Raw genomic sequence first — 18446 nt, 5'->3', positions numbered from 1 at the left:
GCATGAGCCCATGAGGAGTACGCATGCCGCTGTCGATCGCCCAGCTCCGCGCGTTCGTCGCCGCGGCGGACGCCGGCTCCTTCACCGGGGCGGCGGTCGCGCTCGGCGTCGGCCAGTCCGCCGTGTCCCACGCCGTGGCGGGCCTCGAGCGCGAGGTCGGCGGTCCCGTCCTGCGCCGCGGCGGCGCCGCGCTCGTCACGCCGCTCGGCGACCGCATGCTGGCCCACGCCCGCAGCGTGCTCGCCTCCGTCGACGCACTGGAGGCAGTGGTGCGGCCCGCCACGGCCCGCGGCACCGTGCGTCTCGCCGCCGTCCCGACGGTCTGCCAGGGCCTGCTGCCGCGGCTCCGCGAGCTGTGGACTGTCACGCTGCCCGACGTCGACGTGCAGGTCTACGAGGGCGACGACGACGAGATGTCCGAGTGGCTCGAGGGCGGCACGGTCGACGCCGCCGTCCTCGTCGACCCGTCGCCCGTGCCCGAGGGCGGCGTGGTCGTCGCACGGGACGAGATGGGGGCCGTCGTGCGACGGGACCACCCGCTCGCGGCGACGGCGGCGCTCACGCTCGACGACCTGCACGAGGACGGCCTGGTCGCGGGCGGCGGCGGGTGCGAGCACCAGATCCAGCGGATGCACGAGCTCGCCGGCCAGCCGTTCCGGTGGGCGCACCGGGTCCGGGAGATGAGCACGATGTTCGGCATGATCCAGCGGGGCGAGGGCGTGTCGATCGTGCCGACGCTCGGGCGGGTGATGCTGCCGGACGACCTGGTGATGCTGCCGGTGGAGCCCCGGTACGTGCGGACGCTGGTGCTGAGCGGGCCGGCGTCGCGTCCGTGGCACCCGTTGGCGCAGGCACTGGTCGACGCGGTCTGACGGCACCCGTTCGCTTCTTACGACCTTCGGACGATCCGCGCCGACCCGGGTGTTCCTAGGCTCGAGGGCATGACGACGACCGTGATCCGCCCACCCGTGCCCGTTGCGCGCCGCGTCTGGGCCGAGACGTGGCGGCTCGTCGTCGTCGTGCTCGTCGGGCTGTTCCTGTTCGCCACGGTCTGGTCGACGACGGATGTCGGCACGATCAGCGACAGCCGCCTCGGCGCCCACCTGCTCGTCGACTTCGCCGTCGGGGTCGTCGCCGTCGTCCTCGTGCCGTTCCGCCACCGGGCACCGCTCCTCGTCGGCGTGCTCGTCGTCGCCGCCAGTACCGTGTCGACGCTCGCGGTCGGTGCGGCCGCGCTGGCCCTCGTGTCGCTCGTCACCCGTCGTCGGCCGGTGGAGATCGCGATCGGCAGCGCTGCGCTCGTCGCCGCGTCGATGGCCGGCGAGGACCTGTTCCCCGACCAGGAGGCGACCCCGCTCTGGCAGGTCGCGATCGCGGCCGTCGTGTGCACCGCGCTGCTCGTCGCGATCGGCATCGCCATCGGGCAGCGGCGGGCCCTGCTGGACGGGCTGCGCGAACGTGCCGCCCTGCTCGAGCGGGACCAACAGCTCCGCGAGGACCGAGCCCGCGGACAGGAGCGCGCGCACCTCGCTCGGGAGATGCACGACGTGCTCGGGCACCGGCTCTCCCTCGTCGCCCTGCACGCCGGGGCGCTCGAGTACCGCGGTCGCTCGCTCTCGCCCGAGGAGACCGTCGAGGCCGCCGGCGTGGTCCGTGCCGAGGCGCACTCCGCGCTGACCGAGCTCCGCGACGTGCTCGGTGTCCTGCGTGACCCGGCCGACGCGACGACGGGCACCGCACCCCCGCAGCCGACGCTGCGGGACCTGCCGGCCCTGCTCGACGAAGCGCGCCGCTCGGGCGCCGACGTCGCGGCGACGACGGACCCGGCGAGCGCCGACGCACCGGACGCCGTCGGCCGTCACGCGTACCGGGTCGTGCAGGAGGGCCTGACCAACGCCCGGCGGCACGCGACCGGACAGCCGGTCACCGTCACGGTGGACGTCGTGCGCGGGCCGGCGCTCCGGGTCCGGGTGACGAACCCGACGTCGCAGCTTGCCGAGCACGACACGCCGACGCCCGACACGGCGGCGCCCGACGCGGCTCCGGCGGGGCACGGCCTGCGCGGGCTGGCCGAGCGGGCGAGGCTCCTCGGCGGGTCCTTCTCCGCCGGTCGGAACGCCTCCGGCACGCACGTCGTCGAGGCGGTGCTCCCGTGGACGGCGTGACCGCGCCCGTGCGCGTCGTCCTGGTCGACGACGACCAGCTCGTCCGGGCCGGTCTCCGACTGCTCCTGAGCGGGGGCGACGGCATCGAGGTCGTGGGCGAGGCCGGCGACGGGCTGGAGGCCGAGGACGTCATCGCCGCGGCCGGACCGGACGTCGTGCTGATGGACATCCGCATGCCCCGGTGCGACGGCCTGGTCGCGACCGAGCGGGAACTCCGGAGGCGTCCGGAGCTCGCCGTGCTGGTGCTGACCACGTTCCAGGACGACGAGCTGGTGCTCGGCGCCCTGCACCGGGGAGCCCGCGGGTTCCTGCTCAAGGACACGCCACCGCACGAGCTCGTCCAGGCGGTCCGGGCCGTGGCCGCCGGCCGGTCGATCCTGTCGCCGTCCGTGCTCGACCGGGTTATCGCGGTCGCCGCCGGGAACGGCTCCGGGCCGGGCGCCGGTGCGACCCCGACCGACGGCGCGCACGAACGGCGACTCCTGGCGACCCTGACCGAGCGGGAGACCGAGGTCGCGCTCGCCGTGGCCGCCGGCGCCTCGAACGCGCAGATCGCCGCCGACCTGTTCGTGACCCTCGCGACCGTCAAGACGCACGTCGGGCACGTGTACGAGAAGTTCGGCGTCGACAACCGGGTGCAGCTCGCCCTGGTCGTGCACGCTGCCCGCCGGGGAGCCTGAACGCCCGACGAGCGCCGTCGGCAGGATGGGCACGTGCCCGAGATCCACGTGAAGACGTTCCGCGACCCCGACGAGGCGACCGCCGAGGCCGCCGGACTGGCCTGGCTCGCCGAGGCCGAGGGGACCGGCGGCACCCGGATCGCCCGTGTGCTCGACCACCCGGAGCCGACCCTGCTCCACCTCGAGCAGATCCGTGACGGCAGCCCGACGAAGGCCCAGGCCGAGCGCTTCGGACGGTCGCTCGCACGGACCCACGCGGCCGGTGCCGCCCACTGGGGCGCGCCGTCACCCGGGTTCCCGACGCGCGGGGGCCTGCGGATGGGCCGGTCGCGGACGCCCTTCACGAGCGCCGCCGACGCACCGGCGACCTGGGGCGCGTTCTTCGCCGAGTACCGCATCCGGGACTTCGTGCAGCGCATCGTCGACCGCGGTGGCTTCGACGCCGCCGAGGCCGCGGTGTTCGACCGCGTGGCCGACCGGCTCGAGGACGGCACGCTCGGCTCGCCGCAGCCCGCGCTCGTCGGTGACGCACCGGCGCGGATCCACGGCGACCTCTGGGCGGGCAACGTGCTGTGGCCGACGGACGCCTCGGAGCCGACGGGCGCCGTGCTCATCGACGCGACGCCGCACGGCGGGCACGCCGAGACCGACCTCGCGCTGCTGGCGTTGTTCGGGCTCCCCCGGCTCGAGACGGTGCTCGCCGGGTACGACGCCGAGTCGCGGTTGGCGGACGGCTGGCAGGAGCGCGTCGAGCTCCACCAGCTCGCGCCGCTGCTGCTGCACGTGTTCCTGTTCGGCGGCTCGTACACCGAGCACGCACTGCGCGCCGCACGCCGCTACGCCTGAGGACCCTCCTGCGGGTGAGCACTGCTCGTCGTCCGTTGACTTTGCGTTTACAGCGCTGTAAAACAGAGCGAGCGCGACGGAGCGCGAGAGGGAGCAACGATGGTCACCAGCAGGACGACGGCACGTGCGGCGCTCAGCCGCCGCGGGTTCCTCACGGGCGCCGCGGGCGGGATCGGCCTCGGTGCGCTGGCGCTCACCGGCTGCTCGGCGCCGTCCTCGGGCACCGCGGCGGCGGGCGGGACGACGCTGCGCTTCTACGAGCAGAAGCAGGAGGTGATCGCCTACTTCGACGACCTCCTCCGACGGTTCGAGCGGGAGCACCGCGGCCTCCGGGTCGTCCACGACAGCACGACCGCCATCGCGCCGCAGTTCGTCCGCGGCGAACCGGCCGACGTCGGCTGCTTCAACGACAACCTCGAGCTCGCCCGCTACATCGAGCGCGGGGTGCTCCGCGACCTCGGCGACCTGCCGTCGGCGGGCAGGGTCCGGAAGAGCATCGACGGCCTGACGAACCAGTACGCGACCTTCGAGGACCGCACCAGCGTCCTGCCCTTCTCGCTCGCCGCCGCGGGCGTCATCTACAACAAGCGGATCTTCGCCGAGCAGGACCTCCCGGTCCCGACGACCTGGAGCGAGTTCGTCGACGTCTGCACGGCACTCTCGAAGACGGACGTCACCCCTGTGTACGCGACCGACCGCGACACCTGGACGCTGTGGCAGGGCCTGTTCGACTACTCCGTGGGCAGCCTGGTCGACACCGGGGCGTTCTTCCGCAAGATGAAGGCGCTCGGCACGGACGTCGGACCCGACGCCGAGGTCTCCTTCGAGCGCGACTTCGCCGTGCCGATGGAGCGCGCGAAGACGATCTCGACGTTCTTCAACCCGGACCACGCGACCCGCTCCTACGCCGACGGCAACCTGGCGTTCGGACAGGGGAAGGTCGCGATGTACCTGCAGGGACCGTGGGCGCTCAGCCAGATCGCGCTCGTCGATCCGGAGCTGCCCGTCGGGACCTTCGCGCTGCCGGTGTCCGACGACCCCGACGACCGGCAGGCACGCGTCAACATCGACCTCGGGCTGTGGATCCCCACGACCACGACGCACCTCGACGAGGCGCGGGAGCTCGTCGAGTTCCTCATGCAGCCCGACGTCATCAACGCCTACAACCTCGACAACCTCGCGTTCGCGACCACCGAGGACGCGGCTCCCCAGACCGACGAGCGCGTGGCCGGCCTGCAGCAGTACGTCGACAGCGGCGCCTTCTACCAGGGCGCCGGCACCTTCATCCCCACCTCCATCCCCCTCGGCAACTACCTGCAGACGGCGATCCGCAGCGGCGACTTCGAGTCGATGCTGCGGCGGCTCGACACCGACTGGCGACGCCTCGCCGGCCGCTCGGCGACGGTCTGACCGCCGCGACCCCGGCACCGCCGACCAGGACCCCAGGAGCGCTCATGACCGTCCAGACCCCGCTGACCCCCGGCACACCGGACACCGGTGGACCCCGCCCCGGACCCGCGACCGTCGCGTCCCGCGTGCACCGTCGCGTCGGCTCGCTGCGCCGCACCGAGGGCGTCTACTACCTCTTCCTCGTGCCCGCCCTCGTGCTGTTCACGGCGTTCGTCGTCGCCCCCGCGTGCGTCGGCGTCTTCTACAGCTTCACCGACTACCTCGGCTTCGGGCAGTGGCACTTCCTCGGGCTCGAGAACTACCGTGCGCTCGTGTCCGACCCGGCGATCCTGGGCTCGTACGGCTTCACCCTCGGCTTCGCCGTGGTGACGGTGATCGTCACGCAGGTGATCGCCCTGGCACTGGCCATCGCGCTGACGAAGCGCGTGCGGTTCGCGAGCGGGCTCCGCGCCGTGTTCGTCATCCCGATGGTCGTCTCCGGCATCATCGTCGCCTACGTCTTCAACTTCCTGTTCTCGAACACCCTGCCGGCCCTGGCGACCTCGGTCGGCTTCGGCCCGCTCGAGCAGAGCATCCTCGGCGACCCGGACCTCGCCTGGCTCGCGATCGTGGTCGTGTCCGCCTGGCAGACGATCCCCGGCGCGCTCCTCGTCTACACCGCCGGACTCACCTCCATCCCGACCGACGTCTACGAGGCCAGCTCGCTCGACGGCGCCGGCGCCTGGAAGCAGCTCCGGTCGATCACGCTGCCGCTGATCGGCGGCTTCATCGTCATCAACACGGTGCTCGGCGTGAAGGGCTACCTCGGCGCCTACGACGTCATCGTCGGCCTGACGAACGGCGGACCGGGCTCGGCGACGAGCAGCGTCGCGATGACCATCTTCACGGGCTTCACGAGCGGCGACTACGCCTACCAGATGGCCAACGCGACCGTCTTCTTCGTCATCACCGTCCTCATCTCGGTCCTGCAGCTCGCAGTGACCCGCGGAAGGAACCTCCGACTCGCATGAGCGCCATCGACACCCGGTCCCCCGCCGCCGCACGCACCACGCCCGACCAACCCCGCCGACGCCGGCTCGGTCGTGTCGACGTCCCGCTGACGATCGTCCTGGCGATCGCGTCCCTCACCGTCCTGGTCCCGCTCTACGTCACCGTCGCCATGGCGTTCAAGACGAGTGCCCAGGCCGTCGACGGCAACGCGCTGTCCCTGCCGTTCCCGTTCAACCCCGCCAGCTTCGCCGAGGCCTGGACGCTCACCCGCTTCCCGGTGTCGTTCTCGGTCTCGCTCGGCGTCGCAGCCCTCACCGTCGTCGCGACGCTGCTCCTCAGCTCGCTCGCCTCGTACGCGATCGTGCGGAACTGGCACCGCCGTTTCTTCCGCTGGTCCTTCGTCTACCTGCTGGCGGCGATGTTCCTGCCGTTCCCGGTGGTCGCCCTGCCGCAGATCAAGCTCACCGCGATGATCTCGCTCGACAGCCCGGTCGGCGTCGCGATCCTGCACGCCATGTTCCAACTGTCGTTCAGCGTGCTGCTCTACTCGGCGTTCCTGCGCTCGATCCCGGTCGAGCTCGAGGAGAGCGCACGCATCGACGGGGCCTCGACGTGGCAGATCTTCTGGCGCGTCATCCTGCCGCTGCTCGGGCCGATGAACGCCACCGTCGGCATCTTCGCGTTCCTGGCCTCCTGGAACGACTTCATGATGCCGTCGCTCATCACCGCGGACCCCGGTCTGCAGACCCTCCCCGTCGTCCAGAACATCTTCCAGAGCCAGTTCGGCACGAACTACAACGTCGCCTTCGCCTCGTACCTCATGGCGATGGCCCCGACGATCGTCGTCTACCTGTTCGCACAGCGCTGGGTGATCAGCGGTGTGACGCAGGGCGCCGTCAAGAGCTGACCCGAGCCTCCCCACCGACACCGGCCGGAACGGCCGAGACAGGACCGAACCGACGTGCACACCCCCACCGACGGCCCGCTGCCGACCATCCGCCCGTTCCCGGGTTCCGACCCCGTCGCCGACGACGACGCCGTGGTGCGGGGCGACCACTGGCGGGTGACCGTGCTGCAGGACGGGCTCTTCCGGATCGAGTGGAGCGACGACGGCGGCTTCGAGGACCGCGCGTCGACCTTCGCCGTCCGTCGACGTCTCCCGGTGCCCGAGTACACCGTCGTGCGGCGGGGCGACGGCGTCGAGGTGACCACGGACCGCGCCACCCTCCGCTACGACGGTCGCCCCTTCAGCGCCACCGGGCTCGTGGTCGAGACCTCCGGTCCCGACGCGAACCGGTGGCGGTGGGGGCAGGAACCCCGCGACCTCGGCGGCACCGGTCGGACCCTCGACGACGTCGACGGGCGGATGCCGCTCGAGTCCGGGGTGCTCGCCCGCGACGGCATCGTGGCGCTCGACGACAGCGACTCGTTCCTGTTCGAGGACGACGGGTGGGTCGGCAGCCGTGTCTCCGGGCGGCGCGACGTGAGCGTCTTCGCGTACGGACGCGACTACGACGCCGCGCTCGGTGCCCTGCACGCCGTCTCCGGGCCGCCGACCCTGCTGCCCCGGTGGGCGCTCGGGAACTGGTGGAGCCGGTACCACCCGTACTCGGACGCCTCGTACACGGCCCTGCTCGACCGGTTCGACGAGGAGGGACTGCCGTTCTCCGTCGCGGTGATCGACATGGACTGGCACCGCGTCGACTCCGTCCCTCCGCGCTTCGGCAACGGCTGGACGGGGTACTCGTGGGAGCCGTCGCTCTTCCCGGACCCGCCGGCCTTCCTGGCCGAGCTGCACCGGCGCGGGATGCGGACCACGCTCAACCTCCACCCCGCGGACGGCGTGCGGGCGTTCGAGGACGCCTACCCGGCGATGGCCGCTGCGACGGGGATCGACCCCGACACCGAGCAGACGGTCGCGTTCGACCCCACGGACCCGGACTTCCTGCGTGCGTACTTCGCGGTGCTGCACCGGCCGCTCGAGGAGCAGGGCGTCGACTTCTGGTGGATCGACTGGCAGCAGGGCCGGACGTCCGGCATCCCCGGAGTCGACCCGCTCTGGGTGCTCAACCACTTCCACCTGCTCGACTCGGCGCGCGACGGCGGGGCCGGCATGACGTTCTCGCGCTACGCCGGGCCCGGCAGCCACCGGTACGCGGTGGGGTTCTCCGGCGACGCCGTGGTCTCGTGGGCCTCGCTGGCCTTCCAACCGGAGTTCACCGCGACCGCCGCCAACATCGGGTACCCCTGGTGGAGCCACGACATCGGCGGCCACACGCGCGGGGTACGCGACGACGAACTCGCCACCCGCTGGGTGCAGTTCGGCGTGTTCTCGCCGATCATGCGCCTGCACTCGGCGAACAACCCGTTCATCCGGAAGGAGCCGTGGCTGTTCCCGGCCGAGCCCCGGGCCGCGATGGGCGACGCCCTGCGCTTCCGCCACCGGCTCGTGCCCTACCTGCACACGATGAACCACCGGGCCGCCGCCGGGACCGCGCTCGTCCGGCCGGTGTACCACCTCGAGCCGCACCGCGACGAGGCGTACCGGGTGCCGAACGAGTACGCCTTCGGGTCGGAGCTGCTCGTCGCGCCGATCGTCGAGCCGCGTGACCCGGTGACGCTGCGGGGCCGGGCGTCGGCGTGGCTGCCGCCGGGCACCTGGACCGACGTCTTCACCGGCACGACGTACGCCGGCGACCGGTTCGTCGACCTGCACCGGACGCTCGACACGATCCCCGTACTGCTGCGCGCCGGCGGGATCCTGCCGCTCGCCGCTCCGGACGAGCCGGACGTGACGGTGAACCCCGCCGCGCTCGAGGTGGTCGTCGCCCCGGGCGCATCGGGAGCGTTCACCCTCGTGGAGGACCGGGAGGAGCGGACCGACGTCGGTACGGGCACGGGCACGGACGGCGTGTGCCGGACCACGCTCACGTGGGACCACGACGGCGGCGTGTTCCGGATCGACCCGGCCGAGGGCGACCTCGGCAGCGTGCCGGCCCGGCGTCGGTGGCGCGTCACGTTCCTCGGGGTGCCCGCGGCCGGGCAGGAGGTCGACGCGGTGTCGGCCGACCGGTTCTCGGTCGACCTGGACGTCGCGACGGACGCCGGCGCGGTCCTGACCCTCGCCGGGGCACCCACGATCGGTGTGGACGCCCGCGACGCCGCACGCGAGCTCCTCGAGGGTGCCCAGGCGGGCAATGCGGAGAAGCTCACCGCGTGGGAGGTCGTCGACCGCGACGCACCCCGCGCCGACCGGATCGCCGAGCTCGAGACCGTCGCGCTGCCCGGGTCGCTGCGGAGCGCCCTGGTCGAGCTGCTCGGGAGCGTGCACCCCGGGGAGCGGTGACGGCGGCTGCACGTCGTGCGACATCGCACGCGTCGATCGACACGCGGAACGTCGCAGCCGAGCCGGCAGCCCGCCCGACCGGCAGCCCGCCCGACCGGCAGCCCACCCCGTCCGGCAGCCCGCCCCCGGCCGCGGGTCGTGGCCCGCAGCCCCGTCGCCTGGCCTGGTCCGGTGGCGGACGAGCAGGCGGGCACCCCGGTCCTCGCGTTCTTCGACGTGGACGACACCCTCGTCCACGGTGCGAGCGCCTTCCACCTCGTGCGCGGCCTCCGCGCCGCCCGCCTCACCACCCTGCGCGACATCGTCAGCGCCGGCTGGAAGCACGCCCGCTTCACGGTCCGTGGCGAGGACGACCGGCACCTGGCCGCCGCACAGACCCGTGGACTCGAAGTGATCACGGGCATCACGGTCGCCGACATGGCGGCGCTGTCCGACGACGTCCGGGCCCGCCACACCGAGCCGTCCGTGTGGCCGGAGACCGCCGCCCTCGCGCGGGAGCACCTCGCGAAGGGCCACCAGGTGTGGCTCGTCACGGCGACACCGACGTTCCTGGCCGACGTGATCGCACGCAGCCTCGGCCTGACCGGCGCGCTGGGCAGCGTGTTCGAGGTGGAGGACGGCGCACACACGGGCCTCCTCGACGGGGCGTTCCTGCACGGGGAGCACGAGGCGGTCGCCGCGCGTGCGCTCCTGGCCCGGACCGGCGCGGACCCCGAGCACTGCTGGGCGTACTCGGACTCCCGCCACGACATCCCCCTGCTGTCGCTCGTCGGGAACCCCGTGGTGGTCGACCCGGACCAGGGGCTCGCCGCCCACGCGCGGGCGGCGGGGTGGCCGACGATGCGACTGCAGCGCACGAGCATCAGGGAGGCCCGGCGCCGGGTCCGACGGGAGGCTCCGGAGGCGTCCCACCGGCACGACGGCCGGACGACGGTCCGCGGGGATCAGTCGACCGAGCCGTCCGGGTAGGGCGCGCTCTCCCCCACCAGCAGCCGGTGGCCGACCGTCACCGCCCGCCCCTCGCCCGGGCGTCCCTCGATGCGCTCCTGCAACCGGTCGAGCGCGGCCTCGGCGAGCGCGACCGTGTCCGGCGCGACCGAGGTCAGGCTCGGCACCAGACTGGCGGCCAGCCCGATCGCGTCCCACCCGACCACCGCCACGTCCCGGGGCGCCTCGAGTCCACGCAGGCGCATCGCCCGCAGGGCACCGACCGCGGCCAGGTCGTCACGGCAGAGCAGGCCGTCGATCCGGAGCCCGTCGTCGAGGGCACGGCCGAAGGCCTCCTCCGCCCCGCGGGCGTCACCGATCTCCCGCGCCACCATGAGCGACGGGTCGAACGGTAGCCCGACCGCGGAGAGGCCGTCGCGGTAGCCCTCCGTCCGGAAGGCCGAGGTGCGGGACTGCTCGCCCACCTCGTGGCCGAGGAAGCCGATCCGGTGCCGCCCGAGGGCCGCGAGGTGCGCGACGGCCTCGGCCGCGGCCCGCACGTTGTCGATCGCCACGAGGTCGGCGCCCTCCGGCCGGACGTCCTCGCCGAGGAACACGACGGCGGTGTCCCCGCGTTCGCGGTCGATCTCGGCCGGGGTCAGCACCTGCGGGTGGATGACGACGCCGTCCACGACCCCTGCCTCGCGCCCACGCACGGCCGAGAGCTCAGCGCCCGGCACCCCGGCGGTCTCCTCGAGCAGGAGCTGGTATCCGCGGGCGGCGCACACCTCGGAGAACACGTGCGCGAGTTCGGCGAAGTAGGGCCGGCGGAGGTCTGGGAAGGCGAAGGCGAGCATGTCCGTCCGGCCGGTCGCCAGGCGTCGCCCGGACACGTTGGGCCGGTACCCGAGTGCGTCCACGGACGCCTGCACCCGCGTTCGCATGGCGTCGCTGACGTGCCGGTACCCGCGGACGACGTTCGACACGGTCTTCATCGAGACACCCGCGTGCTCCGCGACGTCCTGCAGCGTGACCCGGTCCACGCGCTCACCGTATCGTTGACGAGGGCTTTACAGCGCTGTAAATTGCCGGAGCATGAGCACTGTCGCCCCTGCCCCGTCCGCTGCCGCCACCGTGGTCCCCCTCGCGAGCCGGCAGGACGGGCGGTACCCGCGTCCGCAGCTGCTCCGTCCGGACTGGGTCGACCTCAGCGGACCCTGGGACTTCCGTCACGACGACGAGGACACGGGGCTCGACGCCGCCTGGCCCGCCGGACTGCCGGCACCGCGCACCATCACCGTGCCCTTCCCGCCCGAGTCCGAGGCGTCCGGCGTCGCCGAGCCCGGATTCCACCCGGTCGTCTGGTACAGCCGCACGATCGGCCGGGCCGAGCTCGCAGCGGCCGGGCACGGCGCCGGACGGCCCCGCCTGCTGCTGCACTTCGGCGCGGTCGACCACCGCGCTCAGGTCTGGATCGACGGCAGGTTCGTCGGCGAGCACGAGGGCGGCCACACCCCCTTCACCTTCGACGTCACGGCACTGCTGGTCGACGCCCCGGACGGAGCGACCGAGCACGTGCTCGTCGTGCGGGCGGAGGACGACCCCCACGACGTGACCCAGCCGCGCGGCAAGCAGGACTGGCACGAGGAGGCGCACGCGATCTGGTACCGGCGCACGACCGGCATCTGGCAGCCGGTGTGGCTGGAGGCCGTGCCCACCACCGCGATCGACGCGCTCCGGTGGACGCCCACCTCCCCTGCTGCGACGGCCCTGACCGTCCGCTTCCGCGGTCGGGTCCCCGCCGGTGCCCGCCTCCGGGTCGCCCTGCGGTTCGACGAACGCGACGAGGACCTCGGCACGACCGAGTGGGACGCCACCGCCAGCCGTCCCACGCTGGACGTCACGGTGCCGGTCGCCCGGCAGCGGAACGGGCAGGCGGAGGACGAGCTGACCTGGTCACCGGAGACCCCGCGACTGGTCGACGCCGTGCTCACCCTGGTCGACGCGTCCGGCTCGGTCCTCGACGTCGTCGCCAGCTACCTCGGCATGCGCAGCGTCGGGGTCGGCGGTGGCCGGTTCCTGCTCAACCGACAGCCCTACCCGGTGCGCAGCGTGCTCGACCAGGCGTTCTGGCCCGAGTCGCACCTGGCGGCCCCGCACCCGCTCGCCCACCGGCAGGAGGTCGAGCTGATCAAGTCCCTCGGGTTCAACGCCGCCCGCATGCACCAGAAGATCGAGGACCCGCGGTTCCTGTACTGGGCCGACCGCCTCGGACTCATGGTCTGGGGCGAGGCACCGGCGGCCTACGAGTTCTCCCCGACGGCCGTCCGACGCTTCACGGCCGAGTGGACCGCGGCCGTCGAACGGGACGCCTCGCACCCGGCGATCGTCACCTGGGTCCCGTTCAACGAGTCGTGGGGCATCCAGCACGTCGTCTCCGACCCGGCGCAGCAGGCGTACGCGCGGGCGCTCGTCGACCTGACCCGGGCGCTCGACCCGTCCCGACCGGTGATCGGGAACGACGGCTGGGAGCAGCAGGACACCGACGTCGTGACGATCCACGACTACGAGGGCGACGGGGCCGTGCTCGCCGGCACCTACGCCGACGACGCCGCGCGCGCCCGTGCCCTCGAGGGCCTCGCGCCGTCCGGCCACCCGCAGTTCGTCGGTGGCGCGGTCGACCGCGGCCAGCCGGTCATGCTGACCGAGTTCGGCGGCGTCCGCTACCAGGCCAGCGGGCACCGGACGGAGGGCTGGGGGTACACGGCCGCCACCGACGGCGACGACTGGGTGGCGCGGATCACGGCGCTCTACGACGGCGTGCGGGCGAGCTCGTTCCTCGCCGGGTCGTGCTGGACGCAACTGACCGACACGATGCAGGAGACGAACGGCCTGGTCCACGCCGACCGGTCACCGAAGGTCCCGATCGAACAGATCCGCCGCGCGGTCACGGGTGCCTGACGTCGAGGTCGGGCCCGCACGGTCTTAGGAACCGCCAAGCCGTCTCATCGGGAGTGTCGGTCCGGGCCCGTGATGCTCAGCCGCATGACCACGTACCCGACCCCCGTGACCGACCGTCCGGGCCGCGCCCACCCCGGCGGCAGCACCGCCGCGCGGGGTGGGCGTCGGCCGCCCCTCCTCCGCCTCTTCGCCGGTGAGCGCGAGGACGCCCGCTGGCTCCGCCCGGCGTTCTGGGCGCTCCTCGTCCTGACCGCCGTCGTGTACCTCTGGGACCTCAGCGTGTCCGGGTACGCGAACAGCTTCTACGCCGCGGCCGTGCAGGCCGGCACGAAGTCGTGGGAGGCGTTCTTCTTCGGATCCCTCGACTCCTCGAACTTCATCACGGTCGACAAGCCACCGGCCTCGCTCTGGGTGATGGTGCTGTCGGCGCGCGTGTTCGGCTTCTCGTCGTCCAGCCTGCTGCTCCCGCAGGCGCTCATGGCCGTGGCGTCGGTCGCCCTCGTGTGGGGCACCGTCCGCCGGACCCTCCGGCGCCTCGGTGCGACGACGGCGAACGTCGGCGCGCTGCTCGCGGGCTTCGTCGTCGCGGCCACCCCGGCGGCCGCGCTCATGTTCCGCTTCGACAACCCGGACGCGCTCCTCGTCCTGCTCATGACCGCGGGCGCGTACTGCACCGTCCGAGCGCTCCCGAAGGGCAGCTGGCGGTGGATCGCCCTCGCCGGTGTCGCCCTCGGCTTCGCGTTCCTGACGAAGATGCTCCAGGGGCTGCTCGTCCTGCCGGCGTTCGGCCTGGTCTACCTGTTCGCTGCGCGCACGAGCTGGGGCCGGCGCGCGATCGGCCTCGGCATCGCCGCGGTGTCGCTCGTCGTGGCCGCCGGGTGGTGGGTGGTCGCCGTGGCGCTCTGGCCCGCGGAGTCCCGTCCGTACATCGGCGGGTCGACGGACAACACCGTCCTCGACCTGGTGTTCGGCTACAACGGGCTCGGCCGGATCTTCGGCGGCTCCGGCAACGGCGGCGGCGGGGGCGGCGGTATGGGCGGCGGCACCGCGGGCTCGTCCTTCGGCGGCTCGACCGGGTTGAACCGCCTGTTCTCGTCCGAGATGGGCCTCGAGATCTCCTGGCTCCTGCCCGCCGCGCTCATCGCGCTCGTCCTCGGCCTGGTCGTCGTCGGCCGTCGGCACCTGGCGGACCCCGCCCGCGCCGGCCTGGTGCTCTGGGGCGGCTGGCTGCTCGTCACCGGACTCGTCTTCTCGTACATGTCCGGCACGATCCACCCGTACTACACCGTCGCCCTCGCTCCGGCGATCGCCGGCCTGGTCGGCACCGGCGGCGCGCTGCTCTGGCACGCCCGCGAGCGCATCACCGGTCGCCTCGGCCTCGCCGCGATGATCGCGGTGACGGCGTTCTGGGGCTGGTGCCTGCTGAACGAGAACCCGACCTGGCTGCCGTGGCTGCGCTGGGTGATGCTGGCCGGCGGGCTCCTGTCCGCCGCGGCGATCGTCGTCGGCAGCGTCCCCACGCTCCGCAAGGCCGTCACGGTCGGTGTCCTCGCCGGCACCCTGTTCGGGCTGGCCGGCACGACGGCCTACGCCCTCGCCACGACGACCGTCGCGCACTCCGGGTCCATCCCGAGCGTCGGCCCGGCGGGCAGCGGTTCCGGCGGGACGGGCGGCTTCCCCGGTGGCGGCGGACAGCCGGGAGGCGCGGGAGGCCCCGGCGGATCGGCCGACGGTTCCGAGGACGGCGGGGCTCAGGACGGTGGGTTCGGGGGCACGGACGGCACCCAGCAGGGCGGTACCGAGGACGGCCAGCAGGGTCCGGGCAGCGGCGGCCAGCCGCCGAGCGGCTCTGTACCGGAGGGCATGACCGGTGAGATGCCCACGATGCCGGACGGCGCGACCTCCGAGGGTGGGACCGGCTCGACCGGGAGCGGCTCGGACTCGACCTCCGAGCGCGGCACGGGCGGCATGGGCGGTGCGACGACCTCGTCCGCGCTGACGAAGCTGCTCGCCGCCTCGGACGCGAAGTGGTCCGCCGCGGTGAACGGCTCGCAGTCCGCCGCACAGCTCGAGCTCGACACCGACACCGCCGTGATGGCCATCGGCGGCTGGTCGAGCGACCCCGCCCCGACCCTGGCCGAGTTCCAGGCCTGGGTCGCCGCGGGTGACATCGGGTACTACGTCTCCTCGGGCTCCGGCGGCGGTGGGATGGGCGGCGGGTCCTCCACCGCGAGCGCCATCCAGGAGTGGGTGGCCGCGAACTACGAGGCGACGACCGTCGGCGGCCAGACCGTCTACGACCTGAGCACGTCGAAGTGACCGACGACGAGGACACGGCGGCAGCTAGGCTCCGGGACATGTCGGACCGATCGCTGCAGCGCGCCGACGGCTCGCCCGCCCGTGTCCTCGTCGTCGACGACGAGCACGCCCTGGCCGATGCCGTCGCCCTCGCGTTCGAGGGCGACGGCTGGGCCGTGCGGGCAGTGCACCAGGGGCGGGACGTGCTCTTCGCGGCGCGGGACTTCCTGCCGGACGTGGTCGTGCTCGACGTGATGCTGCCGGACATCGACGGCTTCGAGGTGCTCGAGCGGCTCCGGGACGCTCGCAACCCGGTGCGGGTGCTGTTCCTCACCGCGCGGGACGCCCCCGAGGACCGCCTCGCCGGGCTCACCGGCGGTGGGGACGACTACCTGACGAAGCCCTTCGGCATCGACGAGCTGCTCGTCCGCGCCCGCATCCTGGCCCGGACCGCACCCCAGGTGGTCGCGGCGCCGGGGTCGTCCGCGGTCGTCGTCGGCGACCTCCGGCTCGACGAGGAGGACCGCTCGGTGCTGCGCGACGGTGAGCCGATCGAGCTCACACCGACCGAGTACGAGCTCCTCCGCCACCTCGCCCGCAACGCGAACCGGGTGCTGTCCCGCGAGCAGATCCTGGCGAGCGTGTGGGGCATGGACTTCGGCACGTCGTCGAACCTCGTCGACATGTACGTGTCGTACCTGCGGCGGAAGCTCGACGCCGGACGCGAGCCGATGGTGCAGACGGTCCGCGGTGCCGGCTACGTGCTGCGGCCGACGACGTGAGCCGCCCGGACCGGGCGGGGCGGGCCTCCCGGCCGGTACGCACCCCGTCGCTGCGGTGGCGGATCGTCGGGGCCGTGGCGCTGCTGCTCGTCGCGACCAACGTCGTCGTCGGCGCGGTGACCGTCGTCGCGTACCGCGGGTACCTGGTCGGGCGACTGGACGCGGAGCTCGCGACAGCGGCCGGACGGACGCCGGGAGGCGAGCCGCCGAGCGGAGCGCCCACGGGGCCGCCGCCGGGGTCGTCCGGGTCGGCGCAAGATCCGGAGAACCGCTTCATCGGTGCGCCGGGACAGGCCGCCGACACCGTCGTCGCGATCCTCCGGGACGGGGACGCCGTCCTCGCCGGGTACACCGACAGCGCGGGCGAGCAGCACCGGCTGACCCGGACGCAGCAGGCCGTGCTGGCGGACGTCACCCCCGGCGCCGACCCGGCGACGGTATCGCTCGGCGGGCTCGGCGCCTACCGGGCGCAGGCGGTCGCGCGGGACGGCGACGTCTTCGTGACGGCGTTGCCGCTCGGCGACCTGCAGGCCTCGATCGTGCGGCTGGTCCTGCTGATCGGCGGCGTGACACTGCTCGGACTCCTGATCGCTGCATCGGCCCTCACCCTGACGGTTCGTCGTGCACTGCGGCCGCTGGAACACGTCGCCGCGGTCGCGTCGGGCGTCACGGCGCTCGACCTCGAACGCGGCGACCCGGAGATCCCCGCCCGTGTGCACCCTGCCGACCTCGCTGCGAACCGCGAGGTCGGGCAGGTCGGGACGGCACTGAACCGCCTGCTCGGCCACGTCGCCCGCGCGCTGACCGTCCGCCGCGACGCCGAGCGGGGCATGCGGACCTTCGTCGCGGACGCCTCGCACGAGCTCCGCACGCCGATCGCGACCGTCCGCGCGTACGCCGAGCTCTCCCGCTCGTCCGACGACGTCGGCGCACTGCACCGGAACGCCGAGCGGATCGAACGCGAGGCCCTGCGCATGGGCGACCTGGTCGAGGAGCTCCTGCTCCTGGCCCGGCTCGACGCCACCGCGCTCGCGTCCGGCCCGGAGCCCGTGCGCGAGGACGTCGACCTCACCGCGCTCGTCGTCGAGGCGACGGTGGACGCCCGCACCACCACCCCCGACCACAGGTGGGTGCTGCAGGTGGCCGACGACCACCCGCTCCGGGTGTCCGGCGACGCCGCCCAGCTCCGTCGTGCGGTCGTCAACCTGCTCGTGAACGCGCGGACCCACACGCCGTCCGGGACGACCGTCGTGGTGTCGCTGCAACGAGTACCGGCCACGGTCGGTGCCGGACAGGCCGGTGCCGTGCACGCCGGTGCCGGGCAGCGCGGTGCCGTTCGGGTCGTCGTGGCGAACGACGGGCCGCCGGTCGACCCCGAGGTGCTGCCGGTCCTGTTCGACCGCTTCACCCGGGGGTCGTCGTCGCGCAGCCGGGACCACGGGACGAGCGGCCTCGGACTCGCGATCGTCCGGGCGGTCGTGTCGGCGCACGACGGCACGGTCCGGGTCGTCTCGGAGCCCGGCCGGACCGCGTTCACCGTCGAGCTGCCGGAGACCGCGGCCCCGTCCGACGCCTGACCGTACGGGTCGGCGACCCCCGGCGTTCCGTGACCAGGACGGTCACATCCCGGCACCGGTGCCCTGCGCGACGCACAGCGGTACGCTGCGGACACCAGCGGAAGGGGAACGCCATGGACCAGCGGTACGGACACCTCCCGGAGCGCGCGCGGCCCGAGGACCTGGTCATCGAGGTCCCCGCGTTCGAGGACGACCGCCCCCAGCCCGAACCCGAGCCGCCGGCGGCCGCGCCGGAGCTCGTCGCGGCGACGCGGATCGCGCAGACCTCGCACGCGGCGCCGACGATCCGGCGGACGCAGATGCGCGCAGGGGCGTGGATCGCCGGGGTGCCGATCGCCGCGCTCGCCGTGATCGCGGTCGTGCAGGTCCTGCTCGGCGACTGACCGACCGGCCGCGTCGGCAGCGGGAGCGGCGTCGGCGTCGGCGTCGGCGTCGGCGCCGCGCGCTTCTTAGGGGGACCACAG

Annotated in this window: 15 protein-coding genes; 14 read left to right on the top strand and 1 reads right to left on the bottom strand. The window is 73.6% G+C overall.

The genetic code is table 11. The features are described 5' to 3' along the window. The first annotated feature begins 23 nt into the window (after positions 1–23). The 9 genes from QUG93_RS02765 (at position 24) to QUG93_RS02725 (ending at position 10406) form a co-directional block, all read left to right on the top strand. Positions 24–872 (top strand): LysR family transcriptional regulator, encoded by an 849-nt coding sequence (locus tag QUG93_RS02765; RefSeq protein ID WP_289472103.1) that lies wholly within the window; start codon positions 24–26, stop codon positions 870–872. Positions 873–941: 69 nt separating this feature from the next. Then, on the top strand, positions 942–2165 hold the full coding sequence (locus tag QUG93_RS02760; protein ID WP_289472102.1) for a sensor histidine kinase: 1224 nt from the start codon (positions 942–944) through the stop codon (positions 2163–2165). Next, positions 2153–2845: a response regulator transcription factor gene (locus QUG93_RS02755; RefSeq protein ID WP_289472101.1), complete on the top strand. Its 693-nt coding sequence runs from the start codon at positions 2153–2155 to the stop codon at positions 2843–2845. The genes QUG93_RS02760 and QUG93_RS02755 overlap by 13 nt, the downstream gene beginning before the upstream one ends. Positions 2846–2878: 33 nt before the next feature. Next, positions 2879–3691: a fructosamine kinase family protein gene (locus QUG93_RS02750; protein ID WP_289472100.1), complete on the top strand. Its 813-nt coding sequence runs from the start codon at positions 2879–2881 to the stop codon at positions 3689–3691. A 99-nt stretch (positions 3692–3790) separates the two neighbouring features. After that, complete coding sequence (locus QUG93_RS02745; RefSeq protein ID WP_289472099.1) at positions 3791–5101, top strand: ABC transporter substrate-binding protein; 1311 nt, start codon at positions 3791–3793, stop codon at positions 5099–5101. A 44-nt stretch (positions 5102–5145) separates the two neighbouring features. Then, positions 5146–6111, top strand: coding sequence for a carbohydrate ABC transporter permease (locus QUG93_RS02740; protein ID WP_289472098.1), 966 nt, complete (start codon positions 5146–5148; stop codon positions 6109–6111). Beyond that, positions 6108–6998: a carbohydrate ABC transporter permease gene (locus QUG93_RS02735; protein WP_289472097.1), complete on the top strand. Its 891-nt coding sequence runs from the start codon at positions 6108–6110 to the stop codon at positions 6996–6998. The genes QUG93_RS02740 and QUG93_RS02735 overlap by 4 nt, the downstream gene beginning before the upstream one ends. A 54-nt stretch (positions 6999–7052) precedes the next feature. Further along, a complete protein-coding gene (locus QUG93_RS02730; protein ID WP_289472096.1) occupies positions 7053–9437 on the top strand; it encodes a glycoside hydrolase family 31 protein in 2385 nt (794 codons plus the stop codon). A gap of 171 nt (positions 9438–9608) precedes the next feature. Next, positions 9609–10406: an HAD family hydrolase gene (locus QUG93_RS02725; RefSeq protein ID WP_289472095.1), complete on the top strand. Its 798-nt coding sequence runs from the start codon at positions 9609–9611 to the stop codon at positions 10404–10406. Here the strand turns inward: QUG93_RS02725 and QUG93_RS02720 are convergent. Further along, positions 10382–11407 carry a LacI family DNA-binding transcriptional regulator gene (locus QUG93_RS02720; protein WP_289472094.1) on the bottom strand — a complete coding sequence of 342 codons (1026 nt, stop codon included), beginning with the start codon at positions 11405–11407 and terminating at the stop codon, positions 10382–10384. The two genes, QUG93_RS02725 and QUG93_RS02720, sit on opposite strands and share 25 nt — an antisense overlap. 52 nt (positions 11408–11459) lie before the next feature. On the opposite strand from QUG93_RS02720, the gene QUG93_RS02715 reads away from it, so the two are divergent. The 5 genes from QUG93_RS02715 (at position 11460) to QUG93_RS02695 (ending at position 18365) form a co-directional block, all read left to right on the top strand. Then, a complete protein-coding gene (locus QUG93_RS02715; RefSeq protein WP_289472093.1) occupies positions 11460–13325 on the top strand; it encodes a sugar-binding domain-containing protein in 1866 nt (621 codons plus the stop codon). A gap of 84 nt (positions 13326–13409) precedes the next feature. Then, a complete protein-coding gene (locus QUG93_RS02710; RefSeq protein WP_289472092.1) occupies positions 13410–15644 on the top strand; it encodes an ArnT family glycosyltransferase in 2235 nt (744 codons plus the stop codon). Between the two features lie 38 nt (positions 15645–15682). Then, positions 15683–16405, top strand: a complete 723-nt coding sequence (locus QUG93_RS02705) for a response regulator transcription factor (protein ID WP_289472091.1) — start codon at positions 15683–15685, stop codon at positions 16403–16405. A gap of 74 nt (positions 16406–16479) precedes the next feature. Next, the gene (locus tag QUG93_RS02700) at positions 16480–17982 is read left to right on the top strand and encodes a sensor histidine kinase (RefSeq protein ID WP_289472090.1); all 1503 of its coding nucleotides are present in this window, start codon (positions 16480–16482) and stop codon (positions 17980–17982) included. 113 nt (positions 17983–18095) lie between these two features. Then, the gene (locus tag QUG93_RS02695; protein WP_289472089.1) at positions 18096–18365 is read left to right on the top strand and encodes a hypothetical protein; all 270 of its coding nucleotides are present in this window, start codon (positions 18096–18098) and stop codon (positions 18363–18365) included. Positions 18366–18446 lie beyond the last annotated feature (81 nt).

It is taken from the genome of Curtobacterium caseinilyticum, assembly GCF_030363035.1.
Lineage (GTDB): Bacteria > Actinomycetota > Actinomycetes > Actinomycetales > Microbacteriaceae > Curtobacterium > Curtobacterium caseinilyticum.
Note: the sequence above shows the minus strand (reverse complement) of the source record. Positions and strands in the feature narration are given on the sequence as shown.